Below are 18,200 nucleotides of genomic sequence, written 5' to 3' on the forward strand. Positions count from 1 at the left end.
ATGGCGCCTCATGTTTCAATAATCCTGCTTAACTGGAACGGTAAGGACGATACCGTCGAATGCCTTAGGTCATTAAGCCATATTACTTTCCCTGACCATGAGATCATACTCGTTGATAACGCATCGACTGATGGTTCGCAGGATTACTTTGCTGAAAAATATCCGGACATCGTCAAGATATTCAATGACGAGAACCTTGGTTTCGCTGAAGGTAACAATGTCGGCATACGCTATGCGCTAAAAAAAGGAACGGATTATGTGCTCCTGTTAAATAACGATACTGTCGTAGAACCGGATTTTTTAAGCGGCCTGGTATCGGTGGCGGAAAGCGACTCGAAAATAGGCATAGCAGGCCCGAAGATATGCTTCTACAGCCATCCGGGTAAGATATGGGCTGCCGGCGGCAAGAACAACATGTTCACGGGTTCGATTATAAATTTAGGCGAGCTTGACCCGGAAGAAATCTATAAGGGGACCAAAAAGGTCGATTTCGTGTCAGGATGCGCTTTATTGATCAAAGCAGAGGTCATTGAAAAGATCGGGCTGCTGACTACGGATTACTTCCTGTATTTTGAGGATGCCGACTGGAACGTCAGGGCACAAAAAGAGGGATATTTATCGGTAGTCAACTGCGACGCTAAGATACTCCACAAATCCGGCATTTCCGTAAAAAAGACAAAAGATTCGAACTATTATTACATCTCAAGGAACATACTCCTGTTCATCAAGAGGAACGGAAAATGGTACCATAAGATGGTATTTTACCCTAAATTTTTCTTACAGTATACTGCCGCGTTTATATTACATATGGCGAGGGGAGAGACCACGAAAAGCAGGTACATATTAAAGGGAATAAAAGATCATCTGACGGGAAAATATGGCAGGCTATGACATGATGCATCTAGCCTTTTGAGACGGACACCGTCCCATTATCTATGTTTATCCTGTACCCTTTGTTAGAGCTATTGAACAGCCCGTCAAGGCTTTGTGATATCTGCGTGTCGCTCCAGTCCCATAGTTTGCTCTGGTCGTCAAACGTTATGGTCTCTCCGTGTCCCCACTGGAACCCGTAAACAGGGTAGAGATGCGCCCCTATGACCTGCACGAGGACCGAAGCAGCCAGGAGCAGTAAGACCGCTCCTATCAGGACATTTTTATGGCCGTCGCCCCTATTTTGAAGCACATCGTTCACGAAGAACATTACGAATATCACGATGAGCGGTATTATGTCCGTGAAGAACCTGGGGCCGTAGCACCCTCCGCCCCACCAGAACTCGTAAAAGCTATACATCAACGTCGTCAGGGCGACCGCAAGACCTCCCAGATAAAAGACGTTCCTGATCCTGTCTTCCTTTATTTTTTTAACGTAGAAGAAACCGGGAATGGCAAGCAATGCTATGGGAGTGTATATGAACAGTCCCCTGCTGGGACTAATCAAAAGGCCTGCGAGTCTCGTCATTGCTTCCGGGTCAAAGCTATACAATGACGTAAGCCCCCCGTATCCCCCGAACAGCCCGCCGAAGAAATACAGGTTATATGCGAGGAAAGGAACGGAGACCGCAGCAAGAGATATACCGTACCTTAAAATATTATCCCGGCTACTTTTTAACAGATAGTATAGTACAGGTAATAGCAATATCGCGTTAGTTGGCCTGTTAAAGACCAGCAGCCCGCTTAAAATACCCAGGTATACGTAACTAATTCCCTTCGGGACTTTGATATTCTTAACCAGCAGCAGCAGTATTAAACATAATAATAGCTCGGAGGTCCCGTGCTGCCACATTCCCTGGCTGCCTATAGTCCAGGTGCTGGTGGCGAACGCGTACAGGAAAACGCCTATCAAAGCCACTTTTTTATCAAATAGCTCTCTTAATAGCAGGTAGAAGACTACGCCCGATAAGGCTGCTATCACTGCCGCGCTTATCTTTTCCATGGCATATACCATTAAAAAGAACGTAGTGTTTCCCATATCTACAGGTATTCCCATAAGCTTCGTAAAAATATAGGGCAATAGGTATAGCGGCGTAGCCAGCAAAGGCGCAACTATGGGATATGATGAGACCCAATGGCCGCGTGACTCGGTAAAGAAATATGTCCCCCACCAGTTGCTGGAATTGTTATAATAGTCAATGAAATTATCCAGATATATGTTATGCTGGTCTAGAATGCTGAACGGCAGCAGGATCGCAGGTATCGTGTCCGTGGAGCTCATATAGTTAAAACAATTAGACAGGTACACCACGCACATTATAAAGAATATGAAGTATGTCTCCCTTCTTTCAAGGACGTTTTTTATTTTTGTGACAATTCGCTCATTATCCCGCAGCGTCATGCAGTTCTAATAGATCGAAGCTTATTTAAATAGTTATGGTTTGGCCCGCGGGCACTATTTCCCTTTTCCTAAGCCGATGACCATGTCGACATACCTGCTCAGGACCGTTGACATCTCAAAGTAAGACGCCCTTTCCGCCGCGGCACGGCACAAAGACAGGTATAGTTCCCTGTCGCCCATCAGTCTTTTAATATGGGCCGCGAGAGCGTCCAGGTCTCCCGGTGTGTAGACAAGCCCGGCCGCGCCGGCGGTCTCCGGCATTGCAGTCACGCCGGGGACAACGACGGGCTTCTCTGATGCCATCGCTTCTATTATCGGGACACAAAAGCCTTCATGCCTGCTGGCGGTAGCCCATACGTCGCATGCCGCATAATAATCCGGCAGCTCATCATCACCGACGCGTCCGGCGAATTTCACACGGCCGTCCACATTAAGCTCTTTTGAAAGAGATTCCAGGGCAGGCCTTTCGGGCCCCCCGCCCACGATGATGAGGCTGGCATCATCCGCCATCATTGATACTGCCCTTATCAGCTCGTCCACTCTTTTTAGTGCGGCGAGCCTTCCCACATATAGAATTAAGAACCTGCCACCTATACCGTATTTTTCCCTCACCATATCTCCTTTGCCGGAGGAAAATCTCGAGATATCCACCCCGATAGGCATAGCTATGATACGTGCGGGATCTACGCCGAAGCCCGATAGTTCACTTGATATATACTCACTGTCCGCCTGGACAAGATCGCTTCTTTTCATCGAGAATAGATATGCGGCCTTTCTTGCCCTCATAAGTAAACGCTCTTTTATCCCGGGCAGAAATACGGCAGGTGTCTGGCCGTGATATACCCATAACAATTTAAGCGCAGGATTATACCGCTTCGCAAGATGGACCGCAGGAATAGATCCAATGTCGGGGCCTATCAAAAGAAGTACGTCATATCCGGATAGTTCCCGCGCGTTCCGGAACGTGTTAAATGCCGCTTTTACGTTCGATAAAATACTGTGAGAGTTATTTCCTGAGAGATAATGGACGCCTATGTCCCCCGTATAAGGCCGCTCGTACGCGAATGTGTAGATATCGACCCTGCCATCGCAGCGGCTTTTTAGAGCTGATGCCGTAGCTATCGTGAAATTTCCCTGAGCATCGTGTTCTGTCAGCCTTGTTGTGACCAGCGCTATGTCCATCCGCATAACCTCTATAGTTTCTTGGCCTGCTCAGCCCTTATGTTCGCTGATGTCTTCGATGATCTGCAGGTATTGTTTTGAGACTACCGACCAGTCGAACTTTTCCTCCGCCCTCTTACGCGCATTATCACCCATGCGATTAAGCATCGCCCGGTCTTTTACCATACGGATCAATTTTTCCGCGATCTCCTCATGGTTTGCAGGCGCTACAAGGTAGCCTGTCACACCATCTTCCACGGTATCCATCATGCCGCCTATCCTGCTGCATATCGTAGGCTTCCCGCACGCCATCGCTTCCGTAACGGCGCATCCGAACGGCTCTATCACGCTTGGCTGTACATATACGTCCGCCCCCGAGTATACCAGGGGCATATTCTCATACGGGAGAGGCTTATCCAAAAACCGTACTGAATCCCCCAGGTTTAATTCGCTTACAAGGGCCTTTAGGTCTTTTTCCGAAGGGCCACGCCCTTTTAAATAGAGCATAGCGCCGGGGCACTCTTTTTTAACGATGCTCATTGCTCTGATAAGATGGTCCAGCCCTTTATACGGATGAAGCCTGGCGACCGAAAGGATCCTGAACTCTCCCTCTGTCAGAGGGGAATCCCCATGATAAGGTTTAAAAAATCTGGTATCGACGCCTATAGGGATGACACGCATTCTGCCTTCGGCAACTCCGATCTCGCTTTGCATGAAATCCCTGGCAGCCCTGCAGTGAGCAGTATATACAGTCGTCCCGTTCCTGACCATCTTATTAAAAGTGGCATCGAATATTCCCAGTACATTACGCTTATAGTTTTCAGGATGGTATGTGCGCTCTGTGGATAGCACCGTCGGTATTTTCTTGATCCTGGCCGCTATGTAAGCCAGATGGCATATTGACTGGTAATCTTCCTGTAAAAGCAGCGCGTCATAGCCGCCTTTTAGCACTTCTAAGAATACGGTGGGAGTGAACGGTATTTCTCCGACGTCAAAGACTGTGGGCAGGTATTTAATGCGGAATGTTTGTGACCCCTGTAACTCTCCGTCCTTTAAAACCATTTTTTCTCTGGGAGCCTTGCCTTTCGATGTCAGCACGGTGACATCGATGCCTTGTCGGGCGAGCCATGTAGCAAGCTCAAACTCATTGCCCCTGACAAAAGGAGTGAAATACGGTACTACAATGGCGACTTTCATGATCGATCACCGGCATATACATTTAACAGCTTATCCACGACCTCATCCCAGTCCATTATCTTTTTAGCTCCGGAGCCCTCGAATTTTGCGGCTTTTATCTCTGCGGCCAGATGTTCGGCTTCTACGGGCAGGTCTACGCCCCTGCAAGACGAGCCGTCTATGAATTCAGATAATGCCGACGTTTTTGCGACCACGCAAGGCACTCCGGCTGAAAGGGCCTCTGCGACCGTGATCCCGTAAGCCTCGTGCCCGGAAAGCATGACAAATACGTCCGCGGTAGCATACCATCTTAAAAGCTCTTCCCTGGAAAGACCTTCGAGGTGAGTTATCCGGTCGGACACCCCTTCATCCTTCGCTATCCCCGAGAGCGTTTCGCCGTAAGGCCCTCTTCCTATCATGACCAGCCTGTGACCGTCAAGGTACGGTAAAGCGCGTATCACGTATTGTATGCCTTTATATTCCTCAAGCCTTCCGACATATAATATTACTCTAGAGTCCTTCTTATTTGGGACTAAAGACTTAAACTCCCGTTTATTTACACCGTTGGGAATAACTACAGCCTTTTTACAGTATTGGCCAAAGTCGTTACAGACCAGGCTTTTTTCGTACTCGGAAACGCAAATGACCGTATCTGCTTTTTTGAATATCCTGTCACCTAAAAGCCTGTATGGCCGGAGAAGCATATCGCGGATCATTGTGTGCCCCTTACCGTGGTAATGCGGAGTGAACAGGAATTTTGACGAAGTCGATAAAGAAGCGAACAATGCGGGGAATGCATGATACCCGTGGGCGTGCACGACATCGCTCTTTCCGGACCGCTTTATATATGAGTATATTGATGGTGAGATATAATACGCATCGCCAGGTGCAAATGCCGGGAACCGTACTATTTTGATGCCGTCAACGGTTTCAGCCTTTTTGAGTTTCCCGGACGGGTCGGTAGTTACAACAGTGACATCGTGCCCATTTTTCGCAAGCCTTCCGGAGATCTCCGCCACATGTGTCTCGACGCCTCCTATATACGGGCTATACCTGGGACATACCTGTATTATCTTCATGATCCGACTACCTTTTAAGGCCTAAAAATATTTAAAGGCCTGCTATCCATTTCTCCATAGCGGTTAAATATATTTCGGAACCTGCTCCGGAGCCATGTATCACTAATTGCAATGCGCCTTTAGTTCACTTGTCTATATGATCATCGTCGATGGGAGTGTATATGATGGGGAGGATTATTGCAGTAAATGAATATGATGTATCGTCATCTCAAATACTCAAAGGACCTCTCAAATATCCAACGCCTTTTTTAGAGTAATGTTGATATCTTTGAAGTACTTTTGAGCCGTATAGATAAAGAATTATCTTTAAGTCCGGTATAGAGTCCCGTATAGTATGGAGATCATTTCGATCGATGATATACTCAAATATTATGACTTCCAAAAGAGTTATAATTTAAAAGCTTACTAGAAGGATTACGCAATTTGGAGCACGCTCGTGATTTAGATGAAGAAAAAAACAAACGTATGTGTCATAGGCCCTTCTAAAAAATTCTTAAGCGGTATCAGCTATTACAATATCAGGCTTGCGAACTGCTTATCGAGCTCATACTCAGTATCCGTGCTCTGTTTTCGTAACCTGCTCCCAAGATTCCTGTTCCCCGGCAGCAAACACGTCGGCAAGGACCTGTCGGACGTCGAATATGATAGCAGCGTGACATTATTTGACGGAATGGATTATAACAACCCCGTGACCTGGTACAGGGCTTCTAAATTCTTAAAGAGAGAGAAGCCGGATGTCATCATCATGCAATGGTGGACGTCATCAGTGGCGCACATGCATCTTTTAATAAGCCTGATAAACTCCATCCGGGTGAGATCAAAGGTTATAGTGGAATTCCACGAGGTCGTGGACCCGCTGGAAGAGTCCATATTGCCTATCAAGATCTATTCGAGGATCATGGGAAGGCTGCTGGTGAAGCGGGCTGACATGTACGTGACGCATTCCGAATCTGATAAAAAGCTTATAGCGGCTAAATACAGGATCCCTTGCGACAGGATCCATGTAGTGCCACTCGGACTGTTCGACCATCATATTAACGGCATGAGCAAAGAGGAATCGAGACAAAATCTCGGGCTCAACGGGGAGTACGTCATATTATCATTCGGCCTGATAAGACCGTATAAAGGTATCCCTTACCTGGTAAAGGCGTTCGGGGAATTACCGGAGGAAGTCGCAAAAAGGTCAAGGCTGCTTATAGTGGGAGAGATATGGGAGGACAGGGAATCTGTCGAGAACGCCATAGCTTCTTCCAGGTATGTAGACCGGATCACACTTATAGATAAGTATATTCCGGACAGCGAAGTCTCATTGTACTTCTCGGCGTCCGATGTGGTAGTATTGCCATATCTCAGGGCGTCGCAAAGCGCCGTTGCTCACCTGGCGATGTCATTTAAAAAGCCGATCATCGTATCAAAGGTGGGCGGTTTGCAGGAGTCCATGTCGGAATATGATGGAACATATTTCATCCCGCCGGCAGACGATTCTGCAATAAAGGACGCCATAGTACGCATATATAATGAAAAGCCCGGTGAGTTCGAGCCCCCTAAAAGAGGATGGGACGATATAATGGATAAATATGCGGAGATAATTTCTAAAATAATTTGAATATGTCCGCATATCATGCTGTTTAAAAAAGCTCCAATAATTGAGTAAAAAATAAAGCCAAATACTAATATTCGAATATTATATTCGCGAACTATAGATCATATAACGAGTACTTAGGAAGACAACGACGACCCATATTGTAATATTACGATATAGGGTTTGTACACGAAAGGTATATGTAAAATAGAGTTCATTCACGCATACCTATAATAGAGGTGAGCCGATGGCAAAGTCATCTAAGAAAAAGACTTCGGCGTCTAAGGCGGAAATAAAGACCGTTAAGACGGACATTAAGCCTGTCGAAGTCGAAAATACCCTGCAGGAAACTGTTGTACAATTAGAAAATAAGATTGAAGAAAGACCAGCGAGTTCGGTCCTGGATCTCATTAAGTCAAAAATTTCTGTTTACACAATTGCGCTTACAGCCATAATAGCGATCATGCTGTATATAAGGATAGTACCGTCATACGATACGATATTCACAACCTGGGCTGGCAACTATGTAAACTTCGCTCAGGATGATGCGGTCTATCACATGAGACTGGTGCATAACACCGTCGCTCATTTCCCGTTCAGGATATTCTATGATCCGTTCACTCACTACCCGTACGGAAGCACAGTACACTTTGGCCCGCTATTCACCCTGATGATAGCGTTCACCTCGATAGTGCTGGGACTTGGAAGCCCGAGCCCGCAGCTTATTGACACGGTAGGAGCGTTTTTCCCGGCAGTGCTGGGAGCACTTTGCGCCATACCGACTTACTACATCGGCAAGAAACTATTCAGTAAAGAGGCAGGCATTTTCGCGGCCCTTACGCTGGCCTTCCTGCCGGGACAGTTCCTGGGAAGGTCGATGCTGGGATTCACGGACCACCACATTGCAGAGGTCCTGTTCGCTACTACGACCATAGCGTTCCTGGTTTATGCGCTTGATGCGGCTAAGAAGTCATCCTTAAGCCTTGACCAGATAAAAAATAAAGAATACGATAAGATCAAAAAGCCATTATTCTTCGCTTTCCTTGCGGGGATATCCTTCGGATGCTACCTGCTGACCTGGCCGGGAGCTTTACTTCTGGGCTTTATGCTGTTCATATATTTCACCATAGAGTCGGTCGTAGACCACATGAAAGGCAAATCGCTTGACCGTGCGCTTATCGTTGCAGCAGTAATGTACCTTGTGCCGACGATCATGGTCTTGCCGTACTCATTGATGGAATTCAAGTTCCTGTTAATGAATTACTCGATCACCCAGCCGGTAATATTATGCATGGCACTTGCAGGCATAGCAGCGATATACACCGTATCCAGGGTACTTGACAGGAACAATGCAGAGAAATGGGTATTTCCGATAACGCTTGCAGGCATAGCGATCGCAGGATTGCTCGTGATCTACATTGCAAGCTTCCAGTTGTTCGAGCTCATAATGGCCGGATTTAATGTCTTTGCACCTAACAGCGGTATGCTCACAGTTGCAGAAGTAAGGCCCACATATCTGAACAGCTATGGACAGTTCTCGCTCTTATCGATCTGGACAATGTTCGACTGGACGTTCCTGATCACCCTTGTAGCGATACCGATGCTCGCATACAGGGTATATAAACACAACAGGCCTGCAGAGCTAATGTTCCTGGTATGGAACATCATAATGCTCTGGGCACTGTTCTCGCAAAACCGTTTTGCGTACTATTTCGCAATTAACGCGGCATTGCTCACAGGTTACTTTGGCTACCTGCTCCTGGAAAAAACAGGCTATTTCAAGATCAAGGAGATGTTCGGGAAGAAAGTTAAAAACATCAACGATATTCCCAATTTCCTGACCAAGAACGCTAAGGTAGGCCCCGTACTCGTGATCCTGATAATGCTTTTCGTGGCGATCTTCCCCGCGACACCGCTGGGGATGAGCATTACGCTGGAACAGGCGAAATACGGCCCTGGCATGGGATATGAGTGGTATGACACGCTGACATGGATGAAAGAACACACTCCTGACCCGCAGGGCAATACGATATCGGCCGGCTTTGACTTTGCAAATGGTATGTATGAACAGCCTGCGAGTTCGATCGATAGATTTGATTACCCATCCAGCGCATACGGCGTTATGAGCTGGTGGGACTATGGCCATATTATCACATACGTGGCGAACAGGATACCCAACGCGAACCCGTTCCAGCATGGGATCCTCGAAGAGAACAAGACATACGGTTCCGCTAAGTTCTTCATAGCACAGACCGAGGACGAGAGCGTCGAGAACCTTGACAGTATGGGTTCCAGATACGTCGTCATAGACAATGAAATGGCGACCGGAAAATACTATGCCATCCAGACATGGGCGAACGATACTTCGGGATGGGATAAGATCGTTACCGTACCTCTGAACTCCGCGGGAACAATGGACATTAAGTTATACCTGGACTCGGAGAAATTCTATAACTCCATGATGAACAAGCTATACTATGACGACTGTAACGGCCTTAGCCACTACAGGCTCGTATACGAGTCCGCGGGCAATTACATAGTCACGTTCAAGCTCGGGGATGTCGAGACAGGCCAGCTAATACCCAACGCACAGATCGGAAGAAGCAACTTCACAGAGGCTAACGACCTGTATCTCCAGGCCATACAACCGGCATTCATTAACGCGCAGGGAACACAGTTCGTTTATGACGCCAAGCCTCCTGCAAAATGGGTAAAGGTGTTTGAAAAGGTCAATGGTGCAACGATAACCGGAAGCGCACCGGAAGGGGCGCAGGTAAACCTTTCATTAACATTAAAGACTGGAGAGAGGGAATTCACCTATGTCCAGAACGGTATCGTTAAGGATGGTAAGTTCTCCTTCGTAGTGCCTTATCCTACAGAGGATATGAAAGGAGCCGGGTACTCCTATGATGTATTCCCAATATCGAAATATACCATAGAGTATGACGGTGTCGTCAAGACCGTTGACGTATCGGAAGACGCCGTTATGAACGGCGGAACAATAGAGGTTGCCTAGACAGGATAAGTATGAACGACGATGTATGCATCCTTATCCCTACCCTGAATGAAGGGAAGACAATAGGAAAGCTCGTAACCGACTTTAAAAAGCTGGGATACGACGACATCCTTGTCATAGACGGTAATAGCGTCGACGATACGGTTAAAGAGGCTGAAAAAGCCGGAGCGCGTGTCGTCATCCAGACAGGGAAAGGCAAAGGGGCTGCGGTACAGCAGTCGTTCAACATCATACAGAAGGACATCACCGTCATGATAGACGGTGATGGGACCTATCTGCCCGAAGAGGTGGGCAGGCTTATATCACCGATAAGGGACGGGCTGGCGGACCATGTCATGGGGAACAGGCTGGCCAAGTTCGAAAAAGGCGCGTTTACCCGCTTAAACCTGTTAGGGAACAAGATACTGAACTTCGCGTTCAATCTTGAGTATCATGTGAAGCTGAATGACATACTGACCGGTTACAGGGCCTTCAGTAAAAAAGCGTTAAAAAATGTCCATCTAAACCAGTCAGGGTTTGGCATCGAGGCCGAGCTTACAGTCGAAAGCGTTAAGAAAGACCTGAAGTTGTACGAGGTCCCCATAACATACCTGGCCAGGGCTCCGGGCGCGGTGACCAAGCTAAATCCTCTCGAGGACGGCTTCAAGATAGGATATACCATTTACAAGCTGGGCAAGACCTATAATCCGTTACTTTATTTTAACATAATGGGCATGCTTTTCATGACCGCAGGCGGACTTACAGGAGTATATGTCGTCATAGACTGGTTTAAAGGAATAAATCACTTCCCGATGACGATACTGGTCGCTCTTCTGATTCTGACGGGAATACAGCTATTTATCCTGGGATATCTGGGAGATCTTATCGTCCAGACACAGCGGGAGATGCTGAGAGAATTAAGAAGACAGTGATCCCCCGACAGGATCACCCGGACATTTTTAATCTTTTTCGGGCCATAATTCCGTTTCCACCGGCTCGATATGAATGTATACTTCTTTTACTCCGGGGATATGCGTTTTTATCTTATCCTCCACATGATGGACTATCTCATGCTGCCTGAAAACTGTAGTATTCCCGGAAAGCGTCAAATGCAGGTCCACAAAAATATGGTCTTCCATGCCCCTCGTCCGGATATTATGGCAGGTCTTCACACCGGGAGCGTCTGATACCAGCCTTTCTATATCTTCCGGGTTAAGCACTGCATGGTCCGTCAATATATGGGCGTTCTTTGTAAAAATCTGAAATGCCACTTTCAATATCAACAGCGCGATTAGCAGAGACGCTATCGAATCAAGTAACGAGAACCCGAAGTATGATGCGATAAGTGATATCAGGACCGTCAAGGATACAAGAACGTCACTTCCCGTATGTGCGGAATCCGACAGTAAAATATCACTTTTTAGCCTCGTCCCCTCCTTGAACTCATACCTGCTTACGAACACGTTAACGATTATGGTGAATATTATCACTGCAAAGCTGATAATGGTGACATCGGGGGATACAGGGTTCATCAGCCGATTTATTGCCGAGTAAAGTATGTTCAATGATACGAGCACGAGCATAATTGATATGGCAAGGGCGGCGATAGTCTCGAACTTTTGATGGCCATAGGGATGCGTCGCATCACGCGGGCGTGATGCAAGTGATATCCCGATGAGTCCGGTAATATTGGACATCCCGTCTGAAAAAGAATGGATCCCGTCCGCTATAAGGCTCATGCTGTTAGCCATATACCCCACGATAAGCTTTGCAATCGATACAAATAGATTTAAAAATAAGGTTATGATAAGGACAAAACGAACCTGCCTGTAATATTGAGGTAGATCGGGGATTTTAAAGTTCATTAACAGCCCTGTATATAATATATTTTCTTAAACTATATATTATACCGTTTTTAAATAATGCGAATAATTTTGGCGATAAATCGACGATAAGCTTTATTTGACAGAGTGCCCTATAAACTCTCACTTACTAAGACCATATGAAAAAGTATATCTTTTAATAAATGCTTAAAAGCGAAAGCAATACGAGGATAGTGTCTCACTAAGCGCTCTCCGAGTAATTATAAATCTATAAAAATTCAAACTAACAATATTAATACATTATAACACCCATTCAATACGGACGGGATATCTGTGAAGGGCCCTGGCGTAAAAAAATTAATATCATCACTGACAGGTATGATATTCATAATCATTTTTGTAATTATACCGTTAGCCTGCAATGCTATTGCAGCAAGCGGCAGCCCCACCATATCAGCCAATCTTACCGATGTAAGCCCCTCTCCCACGATCACCCCGGAGCAGCCGCTGCGACAGGTCTTTTCCAGCCCGAAATGGGAGATCGACCATGTCACCATAATGGTCAATAATTCGGGCGGGCCGATAGAAGTCCATGCATACATAGATGACAGGTCTAACGTCAATATCATACCAATCAAGGCGGGAGAGAACAGGAAGGTATCGACTAATCCGATCATCGCCGAGACAGGGCAGATAGTGAATTTTGGGTTCATGGCATATGAGAACGGTTCCCTGATAGATTCCAGGGAAGGTACGTTCACAGTTATCCAGACACCTACGCCGACACCATTACCTCCCGAGACAGCAAGCATAAAAGGCACGATACTGGATGCTGTCACAAACAATCCGGTCGTCGGGGCAGAAGTTATCATAGTCTCAAAGACATATGATAAACAGTACCCGACCGCAGTCACCGATGAATATGGTTCCTTCAAGCTGGATAAAATGTACCCGGACAAATACTCGATCACAGTCAAGGCGACAGGCTATAAACCAGCATACCTGGACCTGGACAGGATCGACGGAGATCAGGTATTATCGGATATTAAGCTTGAAAAATATGTAGCAGCTACAACAACACCAACACCTTCGCCCGAACCATCAGCAGTACAGGGATGGTTAAATCTATTGACAAGCCCTCAGGCATGCGTTGCCTTTATCTCATCGACAGTGGCCGTCATTGTGAGCCTTACGGTCATATATGAATGGCTCCAGAGGCAAAAAGAGAGACGCAAAAAAGAAGGGCAGTAATAAGTATTACAAAGCTCTTAGCACTACGAATTTTAGAAAAAAGCCATGAATAACTTATGGCATAGCCCTATAATTAAACAGAGATCTTCGTGTCTTCCGGCCAATTGCCTTTGTGTAAGAATTCTAAGGGCTTTGGAGCCCTTATAACTTCAGAAAATTTTTACATGCGGCATATAACGACTTGTGAGATAGCCCCTTGTTCATTATGGCATCCAGATATAATAGAAAGAAATGCCGAAACCCAAAGGTTAAAGTATAATAAATAGAATTACCTTAGTGATAAACCATGTTTAGAAGGAATCGTTTTATTTGGTGATGTCAGATTCTTTGACACCACATTGAGAGATGGCGAACAAACCCCCGGCGTAAGCCTGGAGCCCGAGGAAAAGGTCTGGATCGCAAAGAACCTGGACTCCCTGGGCGTGGACGTGATAGAGGCTGGTTCTGCGATAACGTCCGAAGGCGAGCGTAAAGGCATTAAAGCCGTCGTTAAGGAGGGTTTGAAAGCCGAGATCTGTAGTTTTGCTCGTTGTTTAAAGACAGACGTCGATTATGCCCTCGAATGCGAGGTAGATTCGGTACATCTTGTCGTATCAGTCTCGGACCTTCACATAAATGAGAAGCTTAAAAAGGACCGCGAGACCGTAAAACAGATGGCCGTCGACATGGTCGAGTATGCCAAAAGACACGGACTGATAGTGGAGCTTTCAGGCGAGGACGCGTCAAGGGCTGACCTCGATTATCTTGCGTCGTTATATAAGGCGGGAGTGGACGCGGGCGCAGACAGGCTATGTTTTTGCGACACCGTCGGTGTGCTCCGCCCGGAGATGACATATGACATATTCTCAAAGCTGTCTTCCGGGCTAAAAGCACCGATCAGCATCCACTGCCATGATGACTTAGGGCTGGCGACGGCGAATACCGTAGCGGCACTGAGAGGCGGAGCTGCACAGGCGCATGTGACCATAAACGGCATCGGGGAGAGAGCCGGCAATACGGCGCTCGAAGAGGTCGTCATGGTATTAAAGTCGCTGTACGGCGTTAACACTAAGATAGTGACGGAAAACCTGTATCCGACGTCAAAGCTCGTTAGCAGGCTCATGGGCATCCCGCTGGCGCCAAACAAATCGCTTGTGGGGGATAACGCTTTCATGCACGAGTCTGGTATCCATACGCATGGCCTGATGGCTAACACCATGACATATGAGCCCATAACCCCGGAGATCATAGGGCGTAAAAGGCAGATAGTGCTTGGAAAGCATGCCGGAAGGACGTCGGTGGCAATGGCGCTGAGAGAGATCGGGCTCGTCGCGACCGATAAACAGCTCGACGAGATCACAAGGCAGATAAAGGATCTTGGCGATAAGGGCAAGAAGGTCACGGACGCCGACCTTATGTCAATAGCGGACAGCGTGCTGGGCATAAAGACGGAAGCAAGGATAAAGCTTATCGACTGTACCGTGCTCTCTGGCAACAGGGCGACGCCCACAGCGTCAGTCAAGGTCATGATAGACGATGAGGAGATCGTCGAGTCGGGAGTGGGGCTTGGTCCGGTCGATGCGGCACTGAACGCTTTGCGCAAATCGGTAATGGGCGTGGCCGACCTAAAGCTCGATGAATACCGTGTAGAGGCCATAACCGGAGGTACGGACGCTATAGTGGAAGTATGGGTCAAGATGTCGCGCGATACCCAGGTGATAAGCGCAAGAGGCGCAGGTCCTGATATCATAATGGCATCCGTACAGGCGTTCGTAGAGGGCATGAACAGGCTCATCCAGGAAAAGAACGGCATTTCAAAGGCCAGATAAAGGGTTGAGTCTTATATGAAAAATAATGATAAACTATTAATAGGTTTAAAAACTTACAGGTCGAAAGCGGCAAGTGCCGCATTTTCCAGTGATATAAAATTAAAGGAGGTTAGCAGGTGAGTGCAAAGGAGTCGGAGAGATTTTCCGGCGCAAAGTCGCTGATCAAATCTCTCGAATACGAGGGTGTCGATACTATTTTCGGATACCCGGGTGGCGTTGTGCTCCCCATATATGACGAGCTGTTCGACTCGGACATCCGTCATATACTGGTGAGGCATGAACAGGCCGCGGCGCATGCAGCCGATGGCTATGCTAGGGCGACGGGGCGCACAGGCGTATGTCTGGCGACCAGCGGCCCGGGGGCTACGAACTTAGTAACAGGAATAGCCAACGCATACATGGACTCGGTACCCATGGTAGCGCTCACCGGACAGGTAGCGACCAACCTCATAGGGAACGACGCGTTCCAGGAAGCGGATATCACCGGGATCACTATCCCCATTACAAAGAATAATTACCTGATCAAGGACGCAAAGGAGCTGCCCCGGATAATAAAAGAGGCTTTTTACATTGCCTCCACCGGGAGGCCCGGGCCGGTCCTTGTGGATATACCCAAGGACGTTTCCACGTCCATAATCAATTACGAGTATCCGGAGACTATAGAGATCAAGAGCTATAAGCCGACGTTCGCAGGCCACCCGAAACAGATCAAGAAAGCCTGCGAGCTTATCGAGAAAGCTGAGCGCCCCGTGTTATATATCGGCGGCGGAGCCATCATATCAGGGGCTCATGATGAGATATTCAGCCTTGCAGAACTCTTGATGGCGCCTGTCACCACTACGTTGATGGGTAAGGGCGCGTTCCCCGAAGACCATCCGCTTTCGCTTGGCATGCTGGGGATGCACGGCACCAGATACGCGAACTATGCCATCATAGACTCGGACCTTTTGATAGCCATAGGCGCAAGGTTCGACGACAGGGTCACCGGCAAGATAGAGAGCTTCGCGCCGAACGCAAAGGTCATCCACATAGACATCGACCCCGCCGAACTGGGCAAGAACGTAAAGGTGGATGTGCCTATCGTAGGCGACGCGAAGATGATCCTCAAGAAGCTCATATCCACGCTCAAGATCAAGCTGCCCAGGACGCAGGAATGGATGAGGAAGATCGAGACGTGGAAAAAGGAATTCCCGCTAGACTATGAAGTCTCGGGAAAGGACTTGAGGCCCCAGTATATAGTCCAGCAGCTTAACGAGCTTTGCAGCGACGGCATATTCTGTACCGAGGTCGGGCAGAACCAGATGTGGGCGGCCCATTATATAAGAACGAAGAAACCGCGCACGTTCATATCCTCAGGAGGCCTGGGCACTATGGGATACGGATTCCCGGCAGCAATGGGTGCCAAGGTCGGATGTCCCGATAAGGATGTCTGGGACATCGCGGGCGACGGCAGCATCCAGATGAACATACAGGAGCTTGCAACGGTCGTGGAGAACGACATCCCCGTCAAGGTGGCCATACTGAACAACATGTACCTCGGGATGGTCAGGCAATGGCAGGAGCTGTTCTATAACAGGCGCTACTCGTTCACTAACATGAAAGGCCAGCCGAACTTCGTCAAGGTCGCAGAGGCCTATGGCGCGGAAGGCATCGAGGTCACTAAAAAGTCCGAGGTCAGGGATGCCATCAAGAAGGCGCTGAAGAGCGATAAGCCGGTCTTCATCGACTTTAAGGTGACCAGGGAAGAGAACGTTTTCCCGATGGTGCCGGCAGGTGCGGCTATCAACGAGTTCGTCGAATACGGAGGGTTCAGGTAATGGCTGAAGAGGCAGGAAAAGCATTGAATTCACATACCCTTTCAGTGCTTGTGGAGAACAAGCCGGGTGTCCTTACAAGGGTGGCAAGCCTTTACGCAAGGCGCGGCTATAACATAGACAGTCTTACAGTGGGCGTAACGGAGAACCCGACAATATCCCGTATGACGATAGTTGTGCACGGCGACGAGAATGTCATCGAGCAGGTGACGAAGCAGCTTAACAAGCTCATAGACGTCATCAAGGTCGTTGACATATCGCCCCAGGAATCTGTGGACAGAGAGCTGGCCTTGATAAAGGTATCCGCAGATGCCAGCAACCGCTCCGAGATCATACAGATAGTCGATATCTTCAGAGCGAAGATCATCGATGTCAGCCCAAAGAGCCTGATCATTGAAACAACAGGCAGCGGCGATAAGATCGATGCTCTGGAAGAACTTATGAGACCGTTCGGCATCAAAGAGATGGTGCGTACTGGTAAGGTCGCTCTGGTCAGAGGGGTCAAACTGACACAGTTTGATAAATGATCTTATTTTCTTTTTTAATTTTAGTTTCATAGAACAGTTTTGTTCCAGTACACTGGCCATTATTTAATTGATAATTGTTAGAAGCTGCTAAAGATAGTGATCAATTTAAGGAAAACCTGATTCTCTGTTACATTAATACTTTTTTCAAGCTTTTTTTCACCACGAAATCTTTGATGAGCGGGTTCTTGCTCAGGTTTTAAAAATGAAAAAAAACATATGATCACTTCCTGGTTTCCAGGATATGGTTTTTATGGTTGTGCCTGTCGGATGGCAGGTAGGCACGTAACCTCACAGAAACACAGAACCACAAAATTTTTTTATATGATTTTTTAAGAGCACAAAAAGCACTAAGAATTTACTCACCAAACCACAAAGGGCTCAAGTATCACCGTCAACGCACAAACACCTCTAACGCTCGGCTCAACGCACTAACCTCTCTAAGTCACCAACGCTAAAACAAGACACGAACATTCCCCAAAGCACGAAAGTTTAATATCCCGGTTTGTGTTCTCCTTGACTTATAGCAGGGTGCTGTCCCGTTTTTTCTGTATTTTTATATTATTGGGTATATTTTTTAGCCCTGTACTTTCATATTATTGTTTGGAGAAAGATAACATGAAAGGTACAAGGCCGTATTCTTATAGGAGGTCTA

Annotated in this window: 13 protein-coding genes; 8 read left to right on the top strand and 5 right to left on the bottom strand. The window is 47.4% G+C overall.

Annotated features, from left to right (window positions below; all coding sequences use genetic code 11):
- On the top strand, positions 1–891 hold the full coding sequence (locus tag CUJ83_RS04115) for a glycosyltransferase family 2 protein (RefSeq protein WP_230740901.1): 891 nt from the start codon (positions 1–3) through the stop codon (positions 889–891).
- A gap of 10 nt (positions 892–901) precedes the next feature.
- Here CUJ83_RS04115 and CUJ83_RS04120 read toward each other — a convergent pair whose 3' ends face one another.
- Genes CUJ83_RS04120 through CUJ83_RS04135 form a run of 4 tightly spaced genes read right to left on the bottom strand, consistent with a single transcriptional unit; the run spans position 902 to position 5,748 of the window.
- Complete coding sequence (locus tag CUJ83_RS04120; RefSeq protein ID WP_230740903.1) at positions 902–2,332, bottom strand: glycosyltransferase family 39 protein; 1,431 nt, start codon at positions 2,330–2,332, stop codon at positions 902–904.
- A 54-nt stretch (positions 2,333–2,386) separates the two neighbouring features.
- Positions 2,387–3,514: a glycosyltransferase family 4 protein gene (locus CUJ83_RS04125; RefSeq protein WP_230740905.1), complete on the bottom strand. Its 1,128-nt coding sequence runs from the start codon at positions 3,512–3,514 to the stop codon at positions 2,387–2,389.
- Positions 3,515–3,544: 30 nt separating this feature from the next.
- Complete coding sequence (locus CUJ83_RS04130) at positions 3,545–4,690, bottom strand: glycosyltransferase family 4 protein (protein ID WP_230740907.1); 1,146 nt, start codon at positions 4,688–4,690, stop codon at positions 3,545–3,547.
- Complete coding sequence (locus CUJ83_RS04135; protein ID WP_230740909.1) at positions 4,687–5,748, bottom strand: glycosyltransferase family 4 protein; 1,062 nt, start codon at positions 5,746–5,748, stop codon at positions 4,687–4,689. Before CUJ83_RS04135 ends, CUJ83_RS04130 begins: the two co-directional genes overlap by 4 nt.
- A 445-nt stretch (positions 5,749–6,193) precedes the next feature.
- Here CUJ83_RS04135 and CUJ83_RS04140 point away from each other — a divergent pair, with 445 nt between their 5' ends.
- The 3 genes from CUJ83_RS04140 to aglJ all read left to right on the top strand — a co-directional run bounded on the left by CUJ83_RS04140 (position 6,194) and on the right by aglJ (position 11,257).
- A complete protein-coding gene (locus tag CUJ83_RS04140) occupies positions 6,194–7,354 on the top strand; it encodes a glycosyltransferase (RefSeq protein ID WP_230740911.1) in 1,161 nt (386 codons plus the stop codon).
- Between the two features lie 223 nt (positions 7,355–7,577).
- Positions 7,578–10,346 carry an oligosaccharyl transferase, archaeosortase A system-associated gene (locus tag CUJ83_RS04145; protein WP_230740913.1) on the top strand — a complete coding sequence of 923 codons (2,769 nt, stop codon included), beginning with the start codon at positions 7,578–7,580 and terminating at the stop codon, positions 10,344–10,346.
- A gap of 11 nt (positions 10,347–10,357) precedes the next feature.
- Complete coding sequence (gene aglJ, locus CUJ83_RS04150; RefSeq protein WP_230740915.1) at positions 10,358–11,257, top strand: S-layer glycoprotein N-glycosyltransferase AglJ; 900 nt, start codon at positions 10,358–10,360, stop codon at positions 11,255–11,257.
- A 27-nt stretch (positions 11,258–11,284) separates the two neighbouring features.
- Here aglJ and CUJ83_RS04155 read toward each other — a convergent pair whose 3' ends face one another.
- A complete protein-coding gene (locus CUJ83_RS04155; protein WP_230740917.1) occupies positions 11,285–12,190 on the bottom strand; it encodes a cation diffusion facilitator family transporter in 906 nt (301 codons plus the stop codon).
- A gap of 291 nt (positions 12,191–12,481) precedes the next feature.
- Between CUJ83_RS04155 and CUJ83_RS15875 the strand changes: the two genes are divergently transcribed.
- From CUJ83_RS15875 to ilvN, 4 genes are all read left to right on the top strand, one after another.
- Positions 12,482–13,399: a carboxypeptidase-like regulatory domain-containing protein gene (locus CUJ83_RS15875; protein WP_230740919.1), complete on the top strand. Its 918-nt coding sequence runs from the start codon at positions 12,482–12,484 to the stop codon at positions 13,397–13,399.
- Between the two features lie 299 nt (positions 13,400–13,698).
- A complete protein-coding gene (locus CUJ83_RS04165; protein ID WP_369423875.1) occupies positions 13,699–15,207 on the top strand; it encodes a (R)-citramalate synthase in 1,509 nt (502 codons plus the stop codon).
- 116 nt (positions 15,208–15,323) lie between these two features.
- Positions 15,324–17,024, top strand: a complete 1,701-nt coding sequence (locus CUJ83_RS04170) for an acetolactate synthase large subunit (protein WP_230740923.1) — start codon at positions 15,324–15,326, stop codon at positions 17,022–17,024.
- Positions 17,024–17,548 carry an acetolactate synthase small subunit gene (ilvN, locus tag CUJ83_RS04175; RefSeq protein WP_230740925.1) on the top strand — a complete coding sequence of 175 codons (525 nt, stop codon included), beginning with the start codon at positions 17,024–17,026 and terminating at the stop codon, positions 17,546–17,548. Before CUJ83_RS04170 ends, ilvN begins: the two co-directional genes overlap by 1 nt.
- Positions 17,549–18,200 lie beyond the last annotated feature (652 nt).

The organism is Methanooceanicella nereidis (assembly GCF_021023085.1).
Taxonomy (GTDB): Archaea; Halobacteriota; Methanocellia; order Methanocellales; family Methanocellaceae; genus Methanooceanicella; species Methanooceanicella nereidis.